The sequence below is a fragment of the Amycolatopsis sp. NPDC058986 genome (genome assembly GCF_042741125.1).
Taxonomy (GTDB): Bacteria; Actinomycetota; Actinomycetes; order Mycobacteriales; family Pseudonocardiaceae; genus Amycolatopsis.
On sequence record NZ_JBHYJW010000044.1, the window covers coordinates 24,751 to 44,387 of the forward strand.

Here is a 19,637-nt window from a genome sequence, read left to right on the forward strand (position 1 = left end):
GGCGTTGGGGCCGGGCCGCGTGGTCTTCGGCGCGTCCGGCCCGGTGAGCGAACGGGCCGCGTCCTATGTGGTCGTCGTCGACACCGCGGTGTCGACGACGGGGTCTTTGTCGGACTCCGAGCGTCTCGCGGTCTTCGAACACAACGCGAGGACGCTCTACGGCCTGACCTGAAACGCGCGACTCGCGTGATTGAAGGGAGGTCTCGCGTGATTAGGGGCGTAACTCGCGTGATGGAGGTCAGAACTCCTCGTCCTGGATCATGGCGCGGAGGCGGCCGAGGGCGCGGTGCTGCGTGACGCGGACGTTGCCCGACGAGATACCGAGCGCTTCGGCGGTTTCGGTGGCCGAGAGGCCGACGGCGATGCGCAGGGCGAGGATCTCCTGCTGCGTGCGTGGCAGCTTGGCGAGCAGCCTGCCGAGGCGGGCGCCGAGGTCGACGTGCAGGGCGTGCATTTCGGGCTCGTTGTCGGCCAGCGGGCGCTCGGGGAGTTCGGGGACCGGGTCGGAGCGGTCCCGGGCCACCGCGCGGTAGGCGTCGGCGACCTTGTTGGCGGCGATGGCGTGCACGAGGTAGAGGAAGGAGCCGCCGCGGTCCTGGTAGTCGGGGAGCGCCTTCAGCACGGCGAGGCAGACTTCCTGGGCGACGTCGTCGGCCGAGAGGTAGGACAGGTCGCGCCCGCCCATCCTGGCCCGGCAGTAGCGCACCACGACCGGCTCGATCTTCCTGAGCAACGCGTGGACCGCCGCCGGGTCCCCGCTCCCGGCCTCGCGTACGAGCGGGTCGAGATCCTCCTTGGTGAGCCGCCCGCCCGGCCGCGGCATCGTCTCCGGCGTCGTGTAGCCGGGTAGTGCGGCGGGCGAGTCGGTGCGGGTCGTGCTGGACACTGCTGTCATGGTCGTCTCCCCGGCGACCCCGGGACTGTTACCAGTCAGGGTCAACGCTCCGTAACGTTTTAGCAGCGAATGGGCCGTAAGATCAGGTCATACCCGCCACTGGTGCGACGCAGCGTAATCGTATGCGCGTGCACGTCGCCCGTCCAGATTTCAACTAGAGATACCTCGATAGCGGTACGGGTCTTGACACAACCGAGACCGGGAGTTGCGCACTGCAATTTGCGCTTCTCAGTATGTGCTGAAATCGAGGTCTGAAGCTCAGTTTTTGACGGTTTCAGTCGCCGGATGGGCGAAAACCCACCACCTCAGTAGTGCGAAGCGTGCGACTCCGCCGACGACGCTCGCCGCGAGCAGTGTCGCGGTCTGTTCCCACGCCGTCGGGGAGCCGACGAGCGCGTCGAGTGTCGCCAGCACGATCGAGCCGTACCCGGCGTAGAAGGCGAACGTCAGCAGGTTCTGCAGATGTCGCTTCCCGGCGTTGCCGGTGCGTCCCGCGAACGTGATCCGGCGATGGAACTCGGTGTTGGCGAGCGTGGTCAGCGCGATCGCCACGAGGTTCGCGGGCTGGGTGCCGAGTTCGGGCTGCAGCATCAGGAACAGTGCAGCTTGCAGGCCCGTGGTGACCGCTCCGGCGACGACGTACCAGGCGGCGTGGCCGCCCAGTTCGTGTTGTCGCCGCGGCGTGCGCCGGACGGGCTGGTGCCCCGGCGCCCACCTGGTCATGGTCATGACCTGAGGCTACCTCCGTTTCACTAAATCCTGAATGTGTTGAACCAGTTGAAGAAATGTGATCCCGGTGACACGAACGGCCCCGTTTCGGCGCCCGCCCTGCCGGGTACGCACAACGGAAGCGGAAACGCATGGGAGGCACGCCTTGAGCGATCGTGAATCGGCCGAACCCGACACACTCACCCCCAGCGAGGCCCTCGACGAGGACGAACTGAACGTCGACCCGCTCGAGGCGGGCGTCGAACCACCCGAGCACTGGAGTGCCGCCAACCGGCACGGCACCACCCCCGCCGAGATCCGGGAGGGTGAAGACCTCGGCACCCGTCTCGCCGAGGAGGAACCCGACGTCACCCCGGAAGTCATCCGGGACCGTCCGATCGCCGCCACTCCGGCCGAACAGCTCGACGACAGCGTGGACACCGTGGAGACCGCGCCCGCCGTCATCCAGGGTGGCACCGTCGCCGACGCCATCCGCGAGGCGAGCCGCGGCTGAGGCCGCGGGCCCGTGACCGGGGTGTTCGCCACTCACACTGCGCCACCCGGCCGACGCCCCTAGCGTGGACCGCCAGTGGATTTCGACCGTAAGCGAAGGGAAGGCCGAAAATTGCTGACCGTGACTGAAGCCGCCGCAGAGGCCATCACCGCACTGACCACCCAAGGAGGGACCGAGGGCAGCGGACTCCGGTTCGCGCTCCAGAACCAGGACGGCGAAGGAGCCCAGCTCGAACTGTCCGTCGCGCCCGCACCCCAGGACGGCGACAGCGTTCTCGGCTCCGACGACGGAGGGGCGAAGGTCTTCCTCGAACCCCAAGCCGCCGCACTGCTCGACGACAAGGTGCTCGACGTGCAGCAGAACGAGGCGGGCGACGTCGCGTTCGCCGTGCTGCCGCAGCAGTAACTTCGTCGCGGGCTGACGAAAACACGCTGACAGGACAACGGTTCTGGAAGCGTGTTTCCGTCAGGCGCGTCAGGCTCGGGCCTGGCCTTCGGACCAGGTCCGGGTAAGGGCGGCCGCCTGGGTCCGAAGGTGCTCGGCGGCGTGCTGCGTCGCGTGTGCCAGGGATGGTGCGTGGTCGATCAGGGCGGCGGCGCCTGCCGGACCGCCCGCCACGCCCAGCGCTGTCAGCTGCGCGGGCGACAGCTGGATCCGGCCCGCGAGCACCAGCAGATCCGCCCCGCGTTTCGCCGCCCGCGCGGCGATCCCGGCGGGGGCTTTGCCGGAAAGGCTTTGCACGTCAAGGGAACCTTCCCCGGTGATGACGAGGTCGGCGCCGTCGAGGGCGGCGTCGACCCCGGTCAGGGCCGCGATCAGGTCGAAACCCGACTCCACCTTCCCGCCCAGTCCCGCGATGGCGCCGGCGGCCACGCCGCCACCGGCGCCCGCGCCCGGTACGTCGGACACGTCGGGCGCACCGGCGGTGTGCAGCGCCTGCGCCCAGCGGCTCAGCGCGTCGTCGAGCACCTCGACCTCGTCCGGGCCCGCGCCCTTTTGCGGCCCGAACACCGCGGCCGCCCCGTCCGGCCCCACGAGCGGGTTCGTCACGTCCGTCGCGACCGAGACTCCGACCTTGCCCAGCCGATCGTGGGTGGGACCGAGTTCGACCGTCGCGACGCGCGTGAGCGTGCCGCCGCCCAGCCCGATCGGCGCGCCGAACGCGTCGAACACCCCGGCACCCAAGGCGGCGAGCATCCCCGCGCCGCCGTCCGTGCTCGCCGTGCCGCCGACGGTCAGCACCAGCCCGCGCGCGCCGTTCGCCAGCGCGTGCCCGAGCAGTTCCCCGACGCCCCAGGTGTGCGCTGCCAGTGCGGTCGCGGGATCCGGCTCGACGAACTCGATGCCACAGGCGCGCGCAGACTCGATGTAGGCCGTGCCGTCCAGCACCGCGTACCGCGCGTCCACGCTGTCGTCCAGCGGACCGCGGACGCGGAGTTCCACGATGCGGGCACCGGCCGCGGCCAGGACGTCGAGGGTGCCTTCGCCGCCGTCGGCGACCGGGCAGGTCAGCACCTCGGCGTCCGGCAGGGCATCGCGCACGCCGAGCGCGATGGCCTCGGCGGCCTCGACCGCGGTGAGGCTGCCCTTGAACTTGTCCGGCGCGATCACGACGCGCGTCATGGCCTTACCTCCGTCAGCGGATCGTTCCCGGCGAGCACCGAGACTACGTTGCGGGCGGCGAGCACCGCCATCTCCGTGCGGGTTTCCACCGTGGCCGAACCCAGATGCGGGGTCAGCACGACATCTTCCCGTTCCACCAGCCTTTCTTCCACCGACGGCTCGTGTTCGAAGACGTCGAGCGCCGCGCCGGCGATCTCCCCGGCTTCGAGCGCGTCGGCCAGCGCGGACTCGTCGACGACCGGGCCACGGGTGGTGTTCACCAGGTACGCGCCCGGTTTCATCGCGCGTAACGCGTCCGCGCCGATGAGATGCCGCGTCGCGGTGGTGAGCGGGCAGTGCAGGGAAACGACGTCGGCGTTGGCCAGCAGTTCCGGCAGCGGCACGAACTCCGCCGCCAGCGCGGATTCCACTTCGGACGGTGCCGGTTTCCGTCCGCTGTAGACGATGCGCATGCCGAACGCGCGGGCGCGCCGGGCGACGGCCCTGCCGATCTGGCCGAGCCCGACGATCCCCAGCGTCTTTCCCTGCAGGCCGGATCCGAGCAGGAAGCCGAGGTGGAACGACCACTGCTCGCGGGCGCGGATGAGGCGTTCGCCCTCGCCGAGCCGCCGCGTGAGCGCCAGGATGAGCCCGAAGGTGAGATCCGCGGTGGCGTCGGTGAGCACGCCGGGCGTATTGGTCACCACCACACCGCGCTCGGCGAGTGCCGGGACGTCGACGTTGTCGTAGCCGACGGCGACGTTGGCGACAATCTCGAGTTGTGGTCCCGCGGCGTCCGCGAGTTCCCCGTCGAGGCGGTCGTGGAGCATGCCGACTATGGCTGACGCCCCGGTGGTGAACTCGCGGAGTTCTCCCGCGCCGAGCGGACGATCAGCGGAGGAGACGTGGACTTCGCCCGCTTCGGCGAGGATCTTCACCGCTTCGTCCGGGATCCAGCGCGTCACGGCGATCAAAGGTCGGGAAGGCACCGGGACAGCCTAATGCCAGGGACCGACGGAGATCCCCAGCGCGGGTGAGCCGGTTCCCCTTCGCGGTTGAGCCGCGGGGCCCCGGCGGCCCGGGATCGTGGGGACACGGCGGGCGGACCGCCGGAACCGGGAGCGAAGGGGAACGCGATGAGGGGAACGAAACGGGCACTCGCGGCGGTGGCGCTGGCGACCGCGGTCACGGTGTCGGGCGGGGCCGCCGCGAGCGCCGGGGACGGGCCTGCCGAACCGAGCCTGGTGGGCAGCGCGAAGCTCGCGCGGGCGGGCGGCGACGACGTCCGGTTCGCCATCGACGCGCACGGCCTCGGCCCTGACGCGCGCGGGACGTTCCGGGTGAGCCACCGGTCGGGGGCTCTCTCCGGCTGGTTCTCCGGGAAGGTCGACTGCCTGGTCGTCGGCGGTTCGGTCGCGGTGCTGACCGGAGTTGTCACGGACACGAACCTGCCCGAGCTGAAGGGGCTACGGCGCGGTATCACGGTGTACGACAACGGCAAGCACGACCGCGTGGGCTACAGCTGGGTGATCGAGGACGGCAAGTCGGTGCCGAAGTGCCTGTCCAGCGCGCCGTTCGAGCGCGTCGAGAGCGGGGACTTCAAGGCCGTCGAATGGTTCCCGCCGGCTCAGGGTCCGAAGTGGACGAACGACGCCCAGAAAGGCGGTGCCGAGTAACGGTGTTCGGCCCGCAGACGTCGCGTCGCCCGGTGCAGGGCGAGCGCGGCGTCCTCCGCGGTGGTCATTTCGCGGTACACCTCATTGGCGATCAGGGGAGTGACCGCGGCGGTGGTCCACAGGCTCCCGATCACGTGCCGGTAGCCGCACAGCTGGAACGCGCCGGCGAGCGAGACGACCTCGTCGCCATGGGCAGGCGACCAGGTCGCGGTGTGACAGGCGGACAGGAACGCGAATTCGGCGTCCCGCGGTGGTTCGGCGGAGAGTTCGCGCAGGGGGAGGAATCCGTCGTGGAGTGCGAGCCCGCTTCGCGACGGATCGACCGGATCGTGTTCGGCGGGGCAGGCGAGGTGCGCCCAGTGGTGGGAGCGCAACGCCGTGCGGACGGCACTCGGGGTAGCCTCCGCTCCCACGAGCAGCGACGCCGGTCGAGACAACGCTTCCAGCTCTTCGCGGACGGCGGGCAGTGACGCGTGCGAAGCCGCGTAGGCGACGCCGAGGCGTGACGTCGCCACTGTTCTTCGCCGGGTCCGTGCGTGGAGAAGGGCGCTGAGCGTCGGGGTGTAAGAGGAGACGACTCTGTCGTGGGCATAACTGTCGTCGGCTCCGCAGCGCGCGGCGTGGAGCGGAAGCAGGGCCAGCGGCCCGGTCGGGCACCACCAGAGCCGGGGGCCTTCCTCGCTGTGCTCGTCGAGACTGTGCTCGTCGAGGTCGAGTGCTTTCAGTACCGGGCCCGCGATGTGGTCCCACAGCCATTCCAGCGTCGCCATGACGGTCCGGTCGTGTCCGGCGGTCACACTGTCCATTGCGGACAGTGCGGCGACGGCGGTGAGGAACGCTTCGGTGCGGTGGAAGACCTCCGTCCGCGTGATCCCCGGCAGCGGCACCACTTCGGGGGCGTCCGCGCCGGGGCGCAACAACAACGCCGCGCAGCCCAGCTCCGCGACGTTGACGACGGCGACCGGGCCGTGCGCGGCGGCCTTGCGCAGGGACCAGAAGTCGCGACGCTGGAGGAACCGGTCGAACCCGGGGAGGGACCGGATCTCGGCGACCGTCTCGCGGAAGTCCGCGGTGGCGCGCCTGCGCACGCGCATGGATACCGTTTCGCGGCTCAGTGTCACGCAGGCCTGGTCGAACCGGTTCGCCAGTTCGGGATGACGCGCGGCGAGGCCGGCGTGCGGCCGCAACCGGACGGCTTCGGCGAGCACGACCGCGCGGCCGTGTTCGAGCCGCACGAGCGCTTCGGCCGGGTTGCCCCGTTCGAGGGCGACGGCGGCCGCGTCGCAGGCAGGCGAGGGGATTTCGCGCGTCCTGCCTTGCGTGTGGGCCGCCAGCTTCGGCAGCAGTTCGTCGAGCGCGAGCCCGAATGCCTGGTTCGCCTGGTCGAGCTGGCCCAGGTGACCGCTGTGCAGTCCCCAGGAGTACGCGGCGCGCAGGCGGGCCGGGATGTCGTGGGCGGGCGTGAGCGCGGTTTTCTCGAACTCCGCCGTGGCGGCCACCAGATCGGCGCGAGGGTTCCACGGCCGGTCGGGGAGACGCGCCAGTTCGAGGCCCGCCAGCTGCCGGTGTGCTTCCGCGGCGGACGGATCGGTGGTCAGATCGCGCAGGAGCGTTGTCGCGCGGTCGAGGTCGCCCTGCTGCCTGGCGTGTCTTCCGCGTTCCGCCAGCGCGAGGGCGAGCTTGATCCGCATGACGGGCTGGTCGTGCCGGGCCGCGGGCGTGGTCGCGACGGCGGTTTCGAGGTAGCGGATGGCTTCGGCGAGGTCACCGATTTCGCCGAAGGACTTGAAGCGCTTGTGGAGGACTTCGCCCAGTTCGGCCAGCAGTTGTCCGTACACCGGGGACGTCGGATTCGCCCCGGCGAGGGAATGCCGGGCCGTCGCGGTGACGACGCCGGGATCCGGCTCCGGAGCGGAGGGCGCTTTCTCCTGCGCGCGGGCGAGCGCGGTGTGCATCGCTTCCGGGGCTTCTCCGCCGGGAAAGGCGGCGACGGCCTTCCGCATGAGCGCGATCGCCGCGCGGAAGTGGTCGGGATCCCCGGTGAACGCGAAGAGGTCCGCGAACAGGACGCCGTGGTCGAAGACCATCGCGGGATCCTGGGGGCCGGTGACCGAATCCCGCGCGTACCCGGTCAGCGCGACAGCCGTCCAGAGTCCGCTCTCGTGCGCGTGTTCCTTGCTGACGGCCGCCAAAATCATCGCGGTGCCGTGCAGGATCCCCGCCACCGGAGGCAGCGCCGGCGGGGTGCGGGCGAACTGGGCGCGGCGGGGCTGGGGCACGGCTTCCGGCCGGATCGCGTGCACGATGGCCAGCAGGGCGAGCGACACCTGGTGGTCCCGGACCGCGTCCGCCTCGGCGAGGAACCGGCAGCGGGCCCAGAAGTAACAGCCGGCCAGGTAGACCGTTTCGAGGTCGACGTCGGACGGCGGGACCTGTCCGGGGCTCAGGTGATTCCGTGCGACGTCGAGGAAATGGACGACGGTGCCGAGGGTTTCCGGCGACAGCACGTCCTCGCGGCTGTCGGCGAAGAACGGGACGTGCTGGTCCGGCTGGGACATCGCCGCCTGGACCATCCGTGCCAGCTCCGGGCGCAGATGGCTGTCCATGGCGGCGCAGCGTAGCCGGGTCCGTCCCGGTTCCGCGTCGGCCGAATTCAGTACACCCGGGTGGGCCGGACGAGTGAACCGGGGACAGACATCCATTCACCGGAATGAGGCTCGCCGGGCGGCGACGGGCCGTGGTATGTTCAGATGCAGAACGAATGTGCGCTATCCGAACAATCTGGACAGTGATACCCGGACATCGAATACCCGGACAAGGAGTACGTGATGGCAGAGCTGCTGTCGCTGAGTGAGGCCGTGCGGCGCCTCGTGCACGACGGGGACACCGTCGCGCTCGAAGGGTTCACGCACCTCATCCCGGTCGCGGCGGGGCACGAGATCATCCGGCAGCACCGGCGCGATCTCACGCTGGTCCGGATGACCCCGGACATCGTGTACGACCAGCTGATCGGCGCGGGCTGCGCGCGCAAGCTGATCTTCTCGTGGGGAGGCAATCCCGGCGTCGGATCGCTGCACCGCTTCCGGGACGCCGTCCAGCACGCGTGGCCGGTCCCGCTGGAGATCGAGGAACACAGCCACGCCGGCATGGCCAACCGGTACGTCGCCGGGGCGTCCGGGCTGCCGTTCGCGGTGCTGCGCGGGTACACCGGCACCGATCTCCCGGCGCAGACCGAGACCATCAAGCCGATCACCTGTCCCTTCACCGGGGAGACGCTCGCCGCGGTCCCGGCGCTGAACCCCGACGTCTCGATCGTGCACGCTCAGCGCGCGGACCGCGCCGGCAACGTCCAGCTGTGGGGTATCACCGGGGTGCAGAAGGAGGCCGTGCTGGCGGCGAAACGCTCGCTCGTCACGGTCGAGGAGATCGTCGACGAGCTGGAGCCCCGGCCGGGCGCACTGGTGCTGCCGTCCTGGGCGGTCACGGCGGTGGCCGAGGCGCCGGGCGGCGCGCGCCCGTCCTACGCGGCCGGATACTACGAACGGGACAACGACGCCTATCAGGCATGGGACGCGATCGGCCGGGACAGGGACGCCTTCACCGGCTGGCTCCGGGAACTGACGGGGGTGGCGGCATGAGCGACCGCCCGGCTTACACGGCCGACGAGATGATGAGCGTCGCGGCGGCGCGGGCACTCGGCGACGGGATGTCCTGCTTCGTCGGGATCGGGCTGCCGAGCACGGCGGCGAACCTGGCTCGCCGCACGCACGCGCCGAACCTGACACTGATCTACGAATCGGGCTGTCTCGGCGCGAAACCGTCCCGGCTCCCGCTGTCGATCGGCGACGGCGAGCTGGCCGACACGGCCGACGCGGTGGTGAGCGTGCCCGAGGTGTTCAACTACTGGCTGCAGCCCGGCCGTATCGACGTCGGCTTCCTCGGCGCTGCGCAGCTGGACAGGTTCGGCAACATCAACACGACGGTGATCGGTTCCCACTACCGTGACCCTAAGGTGCGGCTGCCCGGGGCCGGTGGCGCGCCGGAGATCGCGGCGTCCTGCAAGGAGGTGTTCGTCGTGCTGCGGCAGAACACCCGCGCGTTCGTCGACAAGGTCGACTTCGTCACCTCGTTCGGGCACGGCACCGGCAAGGGTGATCGCGAACGCCTCGGCCTGCGCGGCGCGGGGCCGACGCTGGTGGTGACCGATCTCGGCCTGCTGCGGCCCGATCCGGAGACCTCCGAGCTGACCCTGACCGAGCTGCACCCCGGGGTGGAGCTCGAGCAGGCGGTGGCGGCCACCGGCTGGGCACTCAAGGTGGCGGAGGATCTCGCCGTCACGCCCGCGCCCACCGATCAGGAGCTGACCCTGCTCCGCGAACTCCGGAAGGCGAGCGCATGAGCGACGTATTCATCCTGGACGCGGTCCGGACCCCGTTCGGCCGCTATGGCGGCGCGTTGTCCGGCGTGCGGCCCGACGACCTGGCCGCCGGTGTGCTGCGCGCGCTCGCCGAGCGCACCGGCCTCGATCCGTCCACAGTGGACGAGGTGACGCTCGGCGACGCCAACGGCGCGGGCGAGGACAACCGCAACGTCGCGCGGATGGCGGCGTTGCTGGCGGGCTGGCCGACCTCGGTGCCGGGCAGCACCGTCAACCGGCTGTGCGGCTCGGGGCTGGAAGCGGTCGGCCAGGCGAGCAGGGCGATCCAGGTCGGCGACGCCTCGCTGGCCGTCGCGGGTGGCGTCGAGTCGATGAGCCGCTCGCCGCTGGTGATGCCGAAGCCGGAGAAGGCCTTCCCGAACAGCAACCAGACGCTGTACTCGACGGCGCTGGGCTGGCGGATGGTCAACCCGGAGATGCCCGAGCAGTGGACCATCTCCCTCGGCGAGTCCACCGAACGCCTCGCCGAGCGGTACGGCATCGGCAGGGAGGAGCAGGACGAGTTCGCCGTCCGCAGCCACCGCAACGCCGCCCGCGCCTGGGACGAGGGGTTCTACGACAACCACGTCGTCCCCGTCGAGGGTGTCGAGCTGACCAGGGACGAGGGCATCCGCGCCGATTCCAGCACCGAGAAGCTGGCGAAGCTCAAGACCGTCTTCCGTCCACAAGGGACGGTCACGGCGGGCAACGCGTCCCCGCTCAACGACGGCGCCTCGGCACTCCTGCTCGGTGACGAGGCGGCGGCCACGCGACTGGGCACGGCGCCGCTGGCGCGCATCGCCGGGCGCGGCGCGGCGGGGGTCGATCCGGACGTGTTCGGCATCGGCCCGGTCCGCGCGGCCGAGATCGCGCTGGAGCGCGCCGGGATCGGCTGGGCCGATCTGGCCGCGGTCGAACTGAACGAGGCGTTCGCCGCGCAGTCGCTGGCCTGTCTCCGTGACTGGCCGAAGCTCGACCCGGAGATCGTGAACATCCACGGCGGCGCGATCGCCATCGGCCACCCGCTCGGCGCCTCGGGCGGGCGGATCCTCGGCACGCTCGCGCACGAACTGCACCGCAGGGGCGGCGGCTGGGGCCTCGCCGCGATCTGCATCGGCGTCGGCCAGGGGCTCGCCGTCGTCATCGAAGGCCAGTGAACCGAATGTCCGTGAGAGGAGAGCATGCAGTGGCCGCACCGTCCGGACTCCGGCTGCCGCGGTACCGGCAGGATCCGGAGGGCACCCACGCACCGTTGGATTCCCCCGGCTATCGCTCGACGGCCCTGCGGCATCCGAAACAGCCACTCGTCGTGCTGCCGCAGCAGCTCACCGAGGTCACCGGGCCGCTGCTCGGCCCCGGCCGGATCGGCGCGCTCGACAACGACCTGACCCGCCAGCACGCCGGGGAGCCGCAGGGGCAGCGGATCATCGTCACCGGCAGGCTGCTCGACGGCGAGGGCCGCCCGGTGCGGAATTCGCTGGTCGAGATCTGGCAGGCCAACGCCGGCGGCCGGTACCGGCACACCGGCGACCGCTGGCCGTCCCCGCTCGACCCGAACTTCGACGGGGCGGGCCGGACGCTGACCGACGGCGAGGGCCGCTACACCTTCACCACGATCAAGCCCGGCGCGTATCCGTGGAAGAACCACGACAACGCCTGGCGTCCGTCGCACATCCACTTCTCGGTGTTCGGCAGCGCGTTCACGCAGCGGCTGGTCACCCAGATGTACTTCCCGGACGATCCGCTGTTCGCCCAGGACCCGATCTTCAACTCCATCCCGGACGAGAAGGCGCGGCAGCGGATGATCGCCCGGTTCGACCTCGACCGCACCGAGGACCACTGGGCGCTGGCGTTCCAGTTCGACATCGTGCTGCGCGGCCGGGAGGCCTCGGTGTTCGAGGACGAGGAGGACGAGGACTGATGGCCGAATCGCTGTCGACGCCCTCGCAGACCGTCGGGCCCTATCTGTCCATCGGGCTGCCCTGGCCGGACGGGCCGTACGTGGTGCCGGAAGGGACACCCGGCGGGGTGTGGATCCGCGGCACCGTCTTCGACGGGGCGGGCGAGCCGATTCCGGACGCGATGATCGAGACATGGCAGGCCGATCCCAGCGGCCGGTTCGACCATCCCGACGATCCCCGCGGCGCTGCGGCCCCGGGCTTCCGGGGCTTCGGCCGCTGCCCGACCGACACCGCGGGCCACTACGGGATCTTCACCGTGCTTCCCGGCGTTGTGCCAGGGGAGGACGGGGCGCCGCAGGCACCGCATGTCGACGTCTCGGTGTTCGCCAGGGGACTGCTGCACCGGGTGGTCACGCGGGTCTACTTCGAGGATCAGGACAACACCGGCGACCCGGTGCTCGCCAGTGTCCCCGAGGACCGGCGGCACACCCTGATCGCGGCGAAGACCGCCGACGGCTACCGATTCGACGTACGTCTGCAGGGCGGCGGCGAGACGGTGTTCTTCGCCCTGTGACCCGTAACCAGTGACACCGCACCAGCCCGATCGAGAGGGGCACGAGTGACCAGCCCGGTTCGCGTGCACAGCGTGGTGGAGGGGCCCGCGGACGGCCCCGCCGTCGTGCTCAGCGGTTCCCTCGGCAGCGACCACCGCATGTGGCAGCCGCAGATGGAACCCTTGGTACGGCAGGGTTTCCGGGTGATCCGGTACGACACCCGGGGACACGGCGCCTCGCCGGTGCCACCCGGTCCGTACACATTGGACGATCTCGTCGCGGACCTGGTCGCGCTCCTCGACGAGCAGGGCGTGGAGCGCGCGCACCTGGCCGGTCTCTCTCTGGGCGGGATGACGGGCATGTGGGCCGGCGTACACGCCCCGGAACGGATCGCGAGCCTGATCCTGTGCTGCACCTCGGCGAAGCTCGGGCCGCCGAGCATGTGGGCCGAGCGGGCCCGGCTGGTCCGCGAGCAGGGGACCGGTGTGGTGGCGGAAGGGGGCGTCGGCCGCTGGGTGACGCCGGAGTACGCGCGGCGCAACCCGGACGAGGCCGAGTTCCTGCGGGCGATGATCGCCGGGACCTCCGCCGAGGGGTACGCCGCCTGCTGCGGGATCATCGAGCGGATGGATCAGCTGGACGCGTTGCCGAAGATCACCGCGCCCACGGTCGTCATCGCGGGTGCCGAGGACCCGGCGACTCCGCCCGAGCACGGCAGGTTGATCGCGGACGCCATCCCGGGTGCCCGGCTGGAGATCGTCGAGGGCGCGGCCCATCTCGGCAACTACGAGCAGCCTGCCGAGTTCGCCCGGATCATGCTCGAGCACCTGAAGACTGTGGAGGGCGGAAAACTGTGAGCGAACGCCACGAGACCGGCATGAGGGTGCGGCGCGAGGTGCTCGGTGACGAACACGTCGACCGCGCGGTCGCGAACACCACCGAGTTCACCCGGCCGTTCCAGGACTACATCACTGAGGGCGCCTGGGGTTCGGTGTGGTCCCGGGATGGGCTGGACCGGCGTACCCGCAGCTGCGTCACGCTGGCCGCGCTCACCGCGCTGCACTGTCACGACGAGCTGGCCATGCACGTCCGCGCGGCGGTCCGCAACGGGCTCACCGCGGCCGAGATCGGCGAGGTCCTGCTGCACACCGCTGTCTACGCGGGCGCGCCCGCCGCGAACGCCGCGTTCGCCATCGCCCAGCGTGTCCTCGCCGAACTCGGGGACCCCGCGGCCGGATAGGGTCACGGGCATGGATCAAGGGGAGACGGACGCCGGCCGCGGCGCCCACCACGTGCAGTCGCTGGAGCGTGGGCTCGCCGTGATCAAGGCGTTCCACGCCGACGCGGTGGAACTGACGCTGAGCGACGTGGCGCGGTCGACGGGCCTGACCCGCGCGGCCGCGCGCCGCTTCCTGCTCACCCTCGTGGACCTCGGCTACGTGCGGACCGACGGCAAGTACTTCTCGCTCACCGCGCGGGTGCTCGAACTCGGCTACGCCTACCTGTCCAGCATGTCGCTCCCGGAGGTCGCGCATCCGCATCTGGAGCGGCTTTCCGCGCGGGTGCACGAATCGAGCTCGGTATCGGTGCTCGAAGGCACCGACATCGTGTACGTGGCCAGGGTCGCGGTGTCGCGGATCATGACCGTCAGCATCAACGTCGGCACCCGGTTCCCCGCCCACGCCACCTCGATGGGGCACGTGCTGCTGGCCGGGATGAGCGAAGCCGAGCTGGAGGCGTACTTCGCGGTCGTGCGCTTCGACAAGCTCACCGAGCGCACGGTGACCTCACCCGACCTGCTCCGCGCCGAGCTGACCCGGGTGCGCGCGCAGGGCTGGGCGATGGTCGACCAGGAACTGGAGGAGGGACTGCGCTCGGTGGCCGCGCCCATCCACGACCGCCGGGGTGCCGTGGTCGCCGCGGTGAACCTGTCCACCCACGCCAGCCGCACCACCGCGGAGCAGGCCCGCACCGAATTCGTGCCCCCGCTGCTCGACGCCGCCCGCGCGATCGAGGCGGATCTGGCGATCGCGGCCCCCTCCGCCAGGGCGAACCGCGGTGTCTAGCGTCGCCGGGCTCCTGCTGGCGGCCGGGGCGGGCCGCCGCTTCGGCGGTCCGAAAGCGCTCGCCGAGTTCGACGGCGAACCCTTCGTCCTGCGTGCCCTCCGCGCACTGGAAGCGGCGGGCTGCGGCCCGATCCGGGTAGTGCTCGGCGCCGCCGCGGAGCAGGTGCGCGATCTGTTGCCGGATCCGACCGTCGCCGTGCTCGCCGAGGGCTGGGAGCACGGGATGGGGGAGTCGCTGCGTGCCGGGCTCGACGTCCTGGCCGACCTGCCCGAAAACACCGACGCCGCGCTCGTCCACCTCGTCGACCTGCCCTGGGTCAGCGCCGAGGCGGTGGCGAGAGTGGCCGCCGGAAGCGGTTCCGACGTCGTCGCCCGTGCCGCGTACGACGGCGTCCCCGGGCACCCGGTCCTGCTCGGCAGGCACTGGTGGGCCGAGGTCGCCGAGAGCGCGCGCGGTGATCGCGGCGCGCGGGACTGGCTCGCCGGGCGGACCGATCTGCGCCTGGTGGAATGCGGTGACCTCGGCAGCGGCCGCGACGTCGATCGCCGCGACGATCTTCCCGGCGGATGACCGGCACACCGCCGGGTACGCGCCTTACGATCGGGGACGTGACCGAGCCGTTCGCTTCGCCAGAAGACCTGACCGCCGCACTGGACGCGACGGGCTACCTCGCCGACGACGGCATCGCCACCGCCGGATTCCTCGCGCTGCGCATGCGCCGTCCGCTGTTCTGTGAAGGCGAACCCGGCACCGGCAAGACCTCCCTCGCGCTGGCCATGGCCACCGCCCTCGGCAGGCCACTGGTCCGGCTCCAGTGCCACGAGGGCATCGACGCGGCGCAGGCGCTGTACGAATGGGACTTCCCGCGTCAGCTCCTGCACCTGCGCGCGCTGGAGGCGGCGGGCGACGGCAAGCTCGATGTCGACGAGGCGGAGCGTTCGCTGTACACCGACCGGTTTCTGCTGGCGCGTCCGCTACTTCAGGCACTCAGCGCCCCGTGCGTGCTGCTGGTCGACGAGATCGACCGCGCCGACGACGAGTTCGAGGCCTTCCTGCTGCAGTTGCTCGACGAATACGCCGTCACGATTCCCGAGTACGGCGAGGTCCGCGCCGCCCAGCCGCCGCTGGTGGTGCTGACCTCCAACCGCACCCGCGAGGTCCACGACGCGCTCAAACGCCGCTGCCTCTACCACTGGCTCGAACATCCCGATCTCGCCCGCGAGGTGAGCATCCTGCGCCGCAGGCTGCCGGACATCACCGAGGGACTGGCCAAGCAGGTCGCCGAGGCGACCCACCGGCTGCGCGGCATGGAACTGCTCAAACCGCCCGGCGTCGCGGAATCGCTCGACTGGGCGCGGGCGCTGCTCGCACTGGACAGGGACGAACTGGACGCGGCCTCGGCGGCACGCACCCTCGGCGCCGTCCTCAAGTACAGCGAGGATCTCGACCGCGTTCGCGCGAAGCTCGACGCGCTGTTCGCCTGAGCCCGGTCGCTCAGCCGCCGGTGAGCATCGCGAAGTAGCCGTCCTCGTACTGGGCGCGGTCGGCGTGATATCCGACGCGCTGGGGTGTCCCGTCCGGGGTGATCACCGTGCGTCCCGCCGCCGTGCCGTCCTGCCGCACAGCGACCCGTTCCTCGCGCTGGCTCACCGGGTTGACCCGGTCGAACACGACGGACGCGGCGAGCGTGTCCCACCAGTAGAGCGTGCCCGCGGCGATGCCCGCCGCGGCCTCCGGCTGGGTGAGGATGGCGTGCACGAGCCGCGCCTCCGGGGTCCGGCCCGTCCCGATTTTGTCCACAAAGGACTGTGTGACCGGGACGTCGTTCGTGGCGTCCAAGGGCGCGATGTCCACCCTGCCGGGCAGCTTCGCGAACACGCGCGCGGCGGACGCGGGATCCAGCCACATGTTGACCTCCTGGCTGCCGTCGAACTTCGCGGCGTCGGGGCCGTAGATGTTGCCGGGCACGCCGAACGCGCCGCCCATCACCGAAAGCCGGGAGATGCGCGCGGCGACGCCGGGCACGTCGAGTGCCTTCGCGACGTTGGTGAGCGGGCCGGTGGCCAGCACGACGACCGGGCGCGGTGCGGTGAGCACGGATCCGGCCAGCAGCTGCCAGGCCGGGAGTACCGACGGCCGGTCGGGGCGGTCACCGTCGCCGAACGCGGCGGTCAGCACCCGCTCGGTCCACGCGCGGCCCTCCAGCGGCTGCGGGTTGACGCCGGTGGGAGAGCCGTCCGCGACCGGGATCCCGCTCAGCCCGCAGCGTTCGAGTTCGGTCCGGACGTGGGTCAGTGCCCTGCCCGGCGTCCCCGAACCGTTGTTCGTCACGGTGACCGCGCGCAGGTCGATCCGGTGCTGTTTCTCCGCCTGGCAAAGGTAAGCCAGGGTCGCGGCGTCGTCGAAGTCCATGTCGCCGTCGAAGACGACCGGGACGGCGCCGTGCGCGGCGGATTCCGCGGCGGTGGCGGGGACAGCGCTGCTCACCGCGCACGCGAGCGCGGCGGCGAGCGCCACTCGCGTAAGTCGAGGAAAGATCATGACGTCACCGTAGCGAGAGAACGGCCGCGTGGTAATTGCTTTGACGTGCCCGCCGCTCAGCGGTCATTCTTGTCGGGCACCGCGGAAAGCACCGCGAGAAACCGAAGGGAGGAAACCATGCGGATCGGTCAAGCCACCGAACGGAAGACGGTTTCCTCCACCGAATGCTGATTTCGGTTCTGTAGACCCTTTTCCGAACTCTTCGCGCCCGCCCTGCGCTACCGGGGCAGGCCGCTGCGAAGAGCGCGGTCTGCGCACCCGCCCTGGGGAGGAGCGGTGTGCGCAGACCGCCCCTCACCTTCGTTCTGTGCGCTCCGTGGACCGCGAGGCACAATGGACAGATGCACCCTGCCACGGCGGCCGTCTCCGATCCGGTGCCCGGGTTGGCCGGCTTCGCCGCCGCTCTGCGCGAGGCGGGCGTGGCCTGCGACGCCCGGCGGGTGCAGGCGTATCTGACGGCCGTCTCCCAGATCGACGTCGCCGAGCCCGCCCAGCTGTACTGGGCGGGACGCCTGACGCTGTGCTCGGATCCCGACGACCTGCCACGCTACGAAGAGGCCTTCGCGCGCTGGTTCGCCCTCGATGCCCCGCCCCAGGGACGCTCCCGCACGCAAATGCCGCCTCGGACCACGATCGCCCCGCTGACCACGGATCCGGGCGGCGGCAGCGGATCCGGCGAGGGCCGCGACGAACTGCGTGTCGCGGCCAGCTCCCAGGAGATCCTGCGCCATCGCGACCTCGCCGAGCTGACCACGGCCGAACGCGAACACCTCCGCGAACTCCTCGCCACACTGCGGCCGGTGCTGCCGACCCGCCCGGCGGCCAGGAGAACACCGTCGCGACGCGGCAGGCTCGACGCGTCGCGCACCCTGCGTGCGATGCTCGCCACCGGCGGTGAGCCCGTAAAGCTACCGCGCACCCGCCGGGGTACTCGCACCCGGCGGGTCGTGCTGCTCATCGACGTCTCGGGGTCGATGAGCCCGTATGCGGACGCCTTGCTGCGCTTCGCCCACGTACTCACCCGGCACGCGCCGGCGGTGGTCGAGACGTTCACCCTCGGTACTCGCCTGACCCGGGTTTCGCGCCAGTTGCGGCAGCGGGATCCGGAACGCGCGATGCTCGCGGCGGGCACTTCCGTCCCCGATTTCGCTGGTGGCACAAGGCTTGGCGAGACATTGCGCGCGTTCCTCGACCGCTGGGGACAGCGCGGCGTCGCACGGCGCGCGGTGGTCACGGTGTTCTCCGATGGATGGGAACGGGGCGATCCGGCGTTGCTCCGGGAGCAGATGGCTCGGCTGCGCCGTCTCGCTCACGCCGTACTCTGGGTGAATCCGCATGCGGGACGTGCGGGCTACGCCCCGGTCCAGAGCGGGATCGTGGCCACGCTCCCGTACATCGACGGGCTGCTGGCCGGGCACAGCCTGGCCACCTTGGAACGACTGCTCGGGGAGATCGCCGATGCGTGACGTACTGGACGAGGTGTACCGCCGCTGGTCGGCGGGGGAGACGGTGGGGCTCGGCACCGTCGTGGCGACGTTCTCTTCGGCTCCACGCGCTCCGGGCGCGTCGATGGTCGTGGCGCCGGACGGCACCGTGGCGGGCAGTGTGTCCGGCGGGTGCGTCGAGGGCGCGGTGTACGAACTGGCTCAGGAGGTCGTCGCGGAGCGCAAACCCGTGCTGCAGCGCTACGGCGTCACCGACGACGACGCGTTCGCGGTCGGGCTCACCTGCGGCGGGATCATCGACATCTACGTCGAGCACGTGGACCAGCGGTCCATGCCCGAGCTCACCGAGGTCGTCGAGTCGGTCCGCGGCGGTGAGCCGGTCGCGGTGGTCACGGTCATCGAACACGAGCGGGCCGGACTGGTCGGTGAGCACATGGTGGTGTGGCCGGACCGGACGGCGGGCTCGCTCGGGTCGTCCCGGATGGACGACGCCGTCGCCGACGACGCGCGCGGCCTGCTCGCCAGCGGACGCACCGGCACCCTGCACTACGGGCCGGACGGCCAGCGCCGAGGCGAGGGCATGACAGTGTTCGTCAACTCCTTCGAGCCGCCGCCGCGGCTGCTCGTCTTCGGCGCGATCGACTTCGCCGCCGCGATGGCGAGGATGGGCGCCTATCTCGGCTACCAGGTTACGGTGTGCGACGCGCGCCCGGTGTTCGCGACCAGCAGCCGGTTCCCCGAGGCCCACGAGGTCGTCGTCGACTGGCCGCACCGGTACCTGACCGCGGAGGCCGAGGCGGGGCGGATCGACCAGCGCACGGCGATCGCGGTGCTGACCCACGACCCGAAGTTCGACGTGCCGCTGCTGGAGGTCGCGCTGCGGCTCGACGTCGGCTACGTCGGCGCGATGGGGTCGCGCAAGACCCACGACGACCGGTTCGCGCGGCTGCGCGAGGCCGGGATCACCGAGGCGGAGCTGGAGCGGCTCTCCTCGCCGATCGGGCTCGACCTCGGCGCCCGTACCCCGGAGGAGACCGCGGTTTCGATCGCCGCCGAGATCATCGCGCTCCGCTGGGGCGGTGGCGGGCGGCGGCTCGCCGAACTCTCCGGCCGCATTCACGGCTGACCCTGTCCGGCGTCGTTCCCGGCGGACGAGCGCCCGAATGTGGCATTGGGTGCGTTGGTCTGGGGTGTGACAAGGGCGTCCCTGGGTGCGGTGGATGCACCCAGGGCGTCCCTCGGACTTCCCTGCGCTCGCCGACTCCGTTCGCCCGGTGTCGGCGAACCGCCCAGGCCCACCCAGAAACACCCCAACCG

At 71.1% G+C, this 19,637-nt stretch carries 21 protein-coding genes; 15 read left to right on the top strand and 6 right to left on the bottom strand.

Translation table 11 applies throughout. The features are described from left to right. Positions 1-238: 238 nt before the first annotated feature. Both shbA and ACFW0G_RS31580 read right to left on the bottom strand, forming a co-directional pair. On the bottom strand, positions 239-823 hold the full coding sequence (shbA, locus tag ACFW0G_RS31575) for an RNA polymerase sigma factor ShbA (RefSeq protein WP_378329141.1): 585 nt from the start codon (positions 821-823) through the stop codon (positions 239-241). Between the two features lie 330 nt (positions 824-1,153). Then, complete coding sequence (locus tag ACFW0G_RS31580; RefSeq protein ID WP_378329088.1) at positions 1,154-1,624, bottom strand: GtrA family protein; 471 nt, start codon at positions 1,622-1,624, stop codon at positions 1,154-1,156. A gap of 145 nt (positions 1,625-1,769) precedes the next feature. Between ACFW0G_RS31580 and ACFW0G_RS31585 the strand changes: the two genes are divergently transcribed. Both ACFW0G_RS31585 and ACFW0G_RS31590 read left to right on the top strand, forming a co-directional pair. Continuing rightward, positions 1,770-2,117, top strand: a complete 348-nt coding sequence (locus ACFW0G_RS31585; protein WP_378329089.1) for a hypothetical protein — start codon at positions 1,770-1,772, stop codon at positions 2,115-2,117. Between the two features lie 111 nt (positions 2,118-2,228). Continuing rightward, complete coding sequence (locus tag ACFW0G_RS31590) at positions 2,229-2,522, top strand: iron-sulfur cluster biosynthesis protein (RefSeq protein WP_378329090.1); 294 nt, start codon at positions 2,229-2,231, stop codon at positions 2,520-2,522. A 69-nt stretch (positions 2,523-2,591) separates the two neighbouring features. Here ACFW0G_RS31590 and ACFW0G_RS31595 read toward each other — a convergent pair whose 3' ends face one another. Both ACFW0G_RS31595 and ACFW0G_RS31600 read right to left on the bottom strand, forming a co-directional pair. Then, positions 2,592-3,740 (bottom strand): glycerate kinase, encoded by a 1,149-nt coding sequence (locus ACFW0G_RS31595; protein ID WP_378329091.1) that lies wholly within the window; start codon positions 3,738-3,740, stop codon positions 2,592-2,594. Then, positions 3,737-4,708 (bottom strand): 2-hydroxyacid dehydrogenase, encoded by a 972-nt coding sequence (locus tag ACFW0G_RS31600; protein ID WP_378329092.1) that lies wholly within the window; start codon positions 4,706-4,708, stop codon positions 3,737-3,739. Before ACFW0G_RS31600 ends, ACFW0G_RS31595 begins: the two co-directional genes overlap by 4 nt. A 147-nt stretch (positions 4,709-4,855) precedes the next feature. Between ACFW0G_RS31600 and ACFW0G_RS31605 the strand changes: the two genes are divergently transcribed. After that, a complete protein-coding gene (locus tag ACFW0G_RS31605; protein WP_378329093.1) occupies positions 4,856-5,395 on the top strand; it encodes a hypothetical protein in 540 nt (179 codons plus the stop codon). Here the strand turns inward: ACFW0G_RS31605 and ACFW0G_RS31610 are convergent. Continuing rightward, positions 5,347-8,001 (bottom strand): CHAT domain-containing protein, encoded by a 2,655-nt coding sequence (locus tag ACFW0G_RS31610; protein WP_378329094.1) that lies wholly within the window; start codon positions 7,999-8,001, stop codon positions 5,347-5,349. The two genes, ACFW0G_RS31605 and ACFW0G_RS31610, sit on opposite strands and share 49 nt — an antisense overlap. 222 nt (positions 8,002-8,223) lie before the next feature. On the opposite strand from ACFW0G_RS31610, the gene ACFW0G_RS31615 reads away from it, so the two are divergent. From ACFW0G_RS31615 to ACFW0G_RS31660, 10 genes are read left to right on the top strand one after another with little or no spacing between them, the layout of a single operon-like run. Beyond that, on the top strand, positions 8,224-9,033 hold the full coding sequence (locus tag ACFW0G_RS31615) for a CoA transferase subunit A (protein WP_378329095.1): 810 nt from the start codon (positions 8,224-8,226) through the stop codon (positions 9,031-9,033). Continuing rightward, positions 9,030-9,794, top strand: a complete 765-nt coding sequence (locus ACFW0G_RS31620) for a CoA-transferase subunit beta (RefSeq protein ID WP_378329096.1) — start codon at positions 9,030-9,032, stop codon at positions 9,792-9,794. Before ACFW0G_RS31615 ends, ACFW0G_RS31620 begins: the two co-directional genes overlap by 4 nt. Further along, positions 9,791-10,969 carry a thiolase family protein gene (locus ACFW0G_RS31625; RefSeq protein WP_378329097.1) on the top strand — a complete coding sequence of 393 codons (1,179 nt, stop codon included), beginning with the start codon at positions 9,791-9,793 and terminating at the stop codon, positions 10,967-10,969. Before ACFW0G_RS31620 ends, ACFW0G_RS31625 begins: the two co-directional genes overlap by 4 nt. Before the next feature lie 29 nt (positions 10,970-10,998). Beyond that, positions 10,999-11,733 carry a protocatechuate 3,4-dioxygenase subunit beta gene (gene pcaH, locus ACFW0G_RS31630; RefSeq protein ID WP_378329098.1) on the top strand — a complete coding sequence of 245 codons (735 nt, stop codon included), beginning with the start codon at positions 10,999-11,001 and terminating at the stop codon, positions 11,731-11,733. After that, positions 11,733-12,287 carry a protocatechuate 3,4-dioxygenase subunit alpha gene (pcaG, locus tag ACFW0G_RS31635; protein ID WP_378329099.1) on the top strand — a complete coding sequence of 185 codons (555 nt, stop codon included), beginning with the start codon at positions 11,733-11,735 and terminating at the stop codon, positions 12,285-12,287. The genes pcaH and pcaG overlap by 1 nt, the downstream gene beginning before the upstream one ends. Positions 12,288-12,332: 45 nt before the next feature. Continuing rightward, positions 12,333-13,124 carry a 3-oxoadipate enol-lactonase gene (gene pcaD, locus ACFW0G_RS31640; RefSeq protein ID WP_378329100.1) on the top strand — a complete coding sequence of 264 codons (792 nt, stop codon included), beginning with the start codon at positions 12,333-12,335 and terminating at the stop codon, positions 13,122-13,124. After that, entirely contained in the window at positions 13,121-13,507 is a 387-nt protein-coding gene (gene pcaC / locus ACFW0G_RS31645) for a 4-carboxymuconolactone decarboxylase (protein WP_378329101.1), read from the top strand. Before pcaD ends, pcaC begins: the two co-directional genes overlap by 4 nt. Before the next feature lie 10 nt (positions 13,508-13,517). Then, entirely contained in the window at positions 13,518-14,333 is an 816-nt protein-coding gene (locus tag ACFW0G_RS31650) for an IclR family transcriptional regulator C-terminal domain-containing protein (RefSeq protein ID WP_378329102.1), read from the top strand. Then, a complete protein-coding gene (locus ACFW0G_RS31655; RefSeq protein ID WP_378329103.1) occupies positions 14,326-14,904 on the top strand; it encodes an NTP transferase domain-containing protein in 579 nt (192 codons plus the stop codon). Before ACFW0G_RS31650 ends, ACFW0G_RS31655 begins: the two co-directional genes overlap by 8 nt. Then, complete coding sequence (locus tag ACFW0G_RS31660; RefSeq protein ID WP_378329104.1) at positions 14,901-15,818, top strand: AAA family ATPase; 918 nt, start codon at positions 14,901-14,903, stop codon at positions 15,816-15,818. Before ACFW0G_RS31655 ends, ACFW0G_RS31660 begins: the two co-directional genes overlap by 4 nt. Positions 15,819-15,828: 10 nt before the next feature. Here ACFW0G_RS31660 and ACFW0G_RS31665 read toward each other — a convergent pair whose 3' ends face one another. Continuing rightward, positions 15,829-16,875: a nucleoside hydrolase gene (locus tag ACFW0G_RS31665; RefSeq protein ID WP_378329105.1), complete on the bottom strand. Its 1,047-nt coding sequence runs from the start codon at positions 16,873-16,875 to the stop codon at positions 15,829-15,831. A gap of 341 nt (positions 16,876-17,216) precedes the next feature. Here ACFW0G_RS31665 and ACFW0G_RS31670 point away from each other — a divergent pair, with 341 nt between their 5' ends. Both ACFW0G_RS31670 and ACFW0G_RS31675 read left to right on the top strand, forming a co-directional pair. Continuing rightward, complete coding sequence (locus ACFW0G_RS31670) at positions 17,217-18,341, top strand: VWA domain-containing protein (protein WP_378329106.1); 1,125 nt, start codon at positions 17,217-17,219, stop codon at positions 18,339-18,341. Further along, a complete protein-coding gene (locus ACFW0G_RS31675; protein ID WP_378329107.1) occupies positions 18,334-19,446 on the top strand; it encodes an XdhC family protein in 1,113 nt (370 codons plus the stop codon). The genes ACFW0G_RS31670 and ACFW0G_RS31675 overlap by 8 nt, the downstream gene beginning before the upstream one ends. Positions 19,447-19,637: the final 191 nt, after the last annotated feature.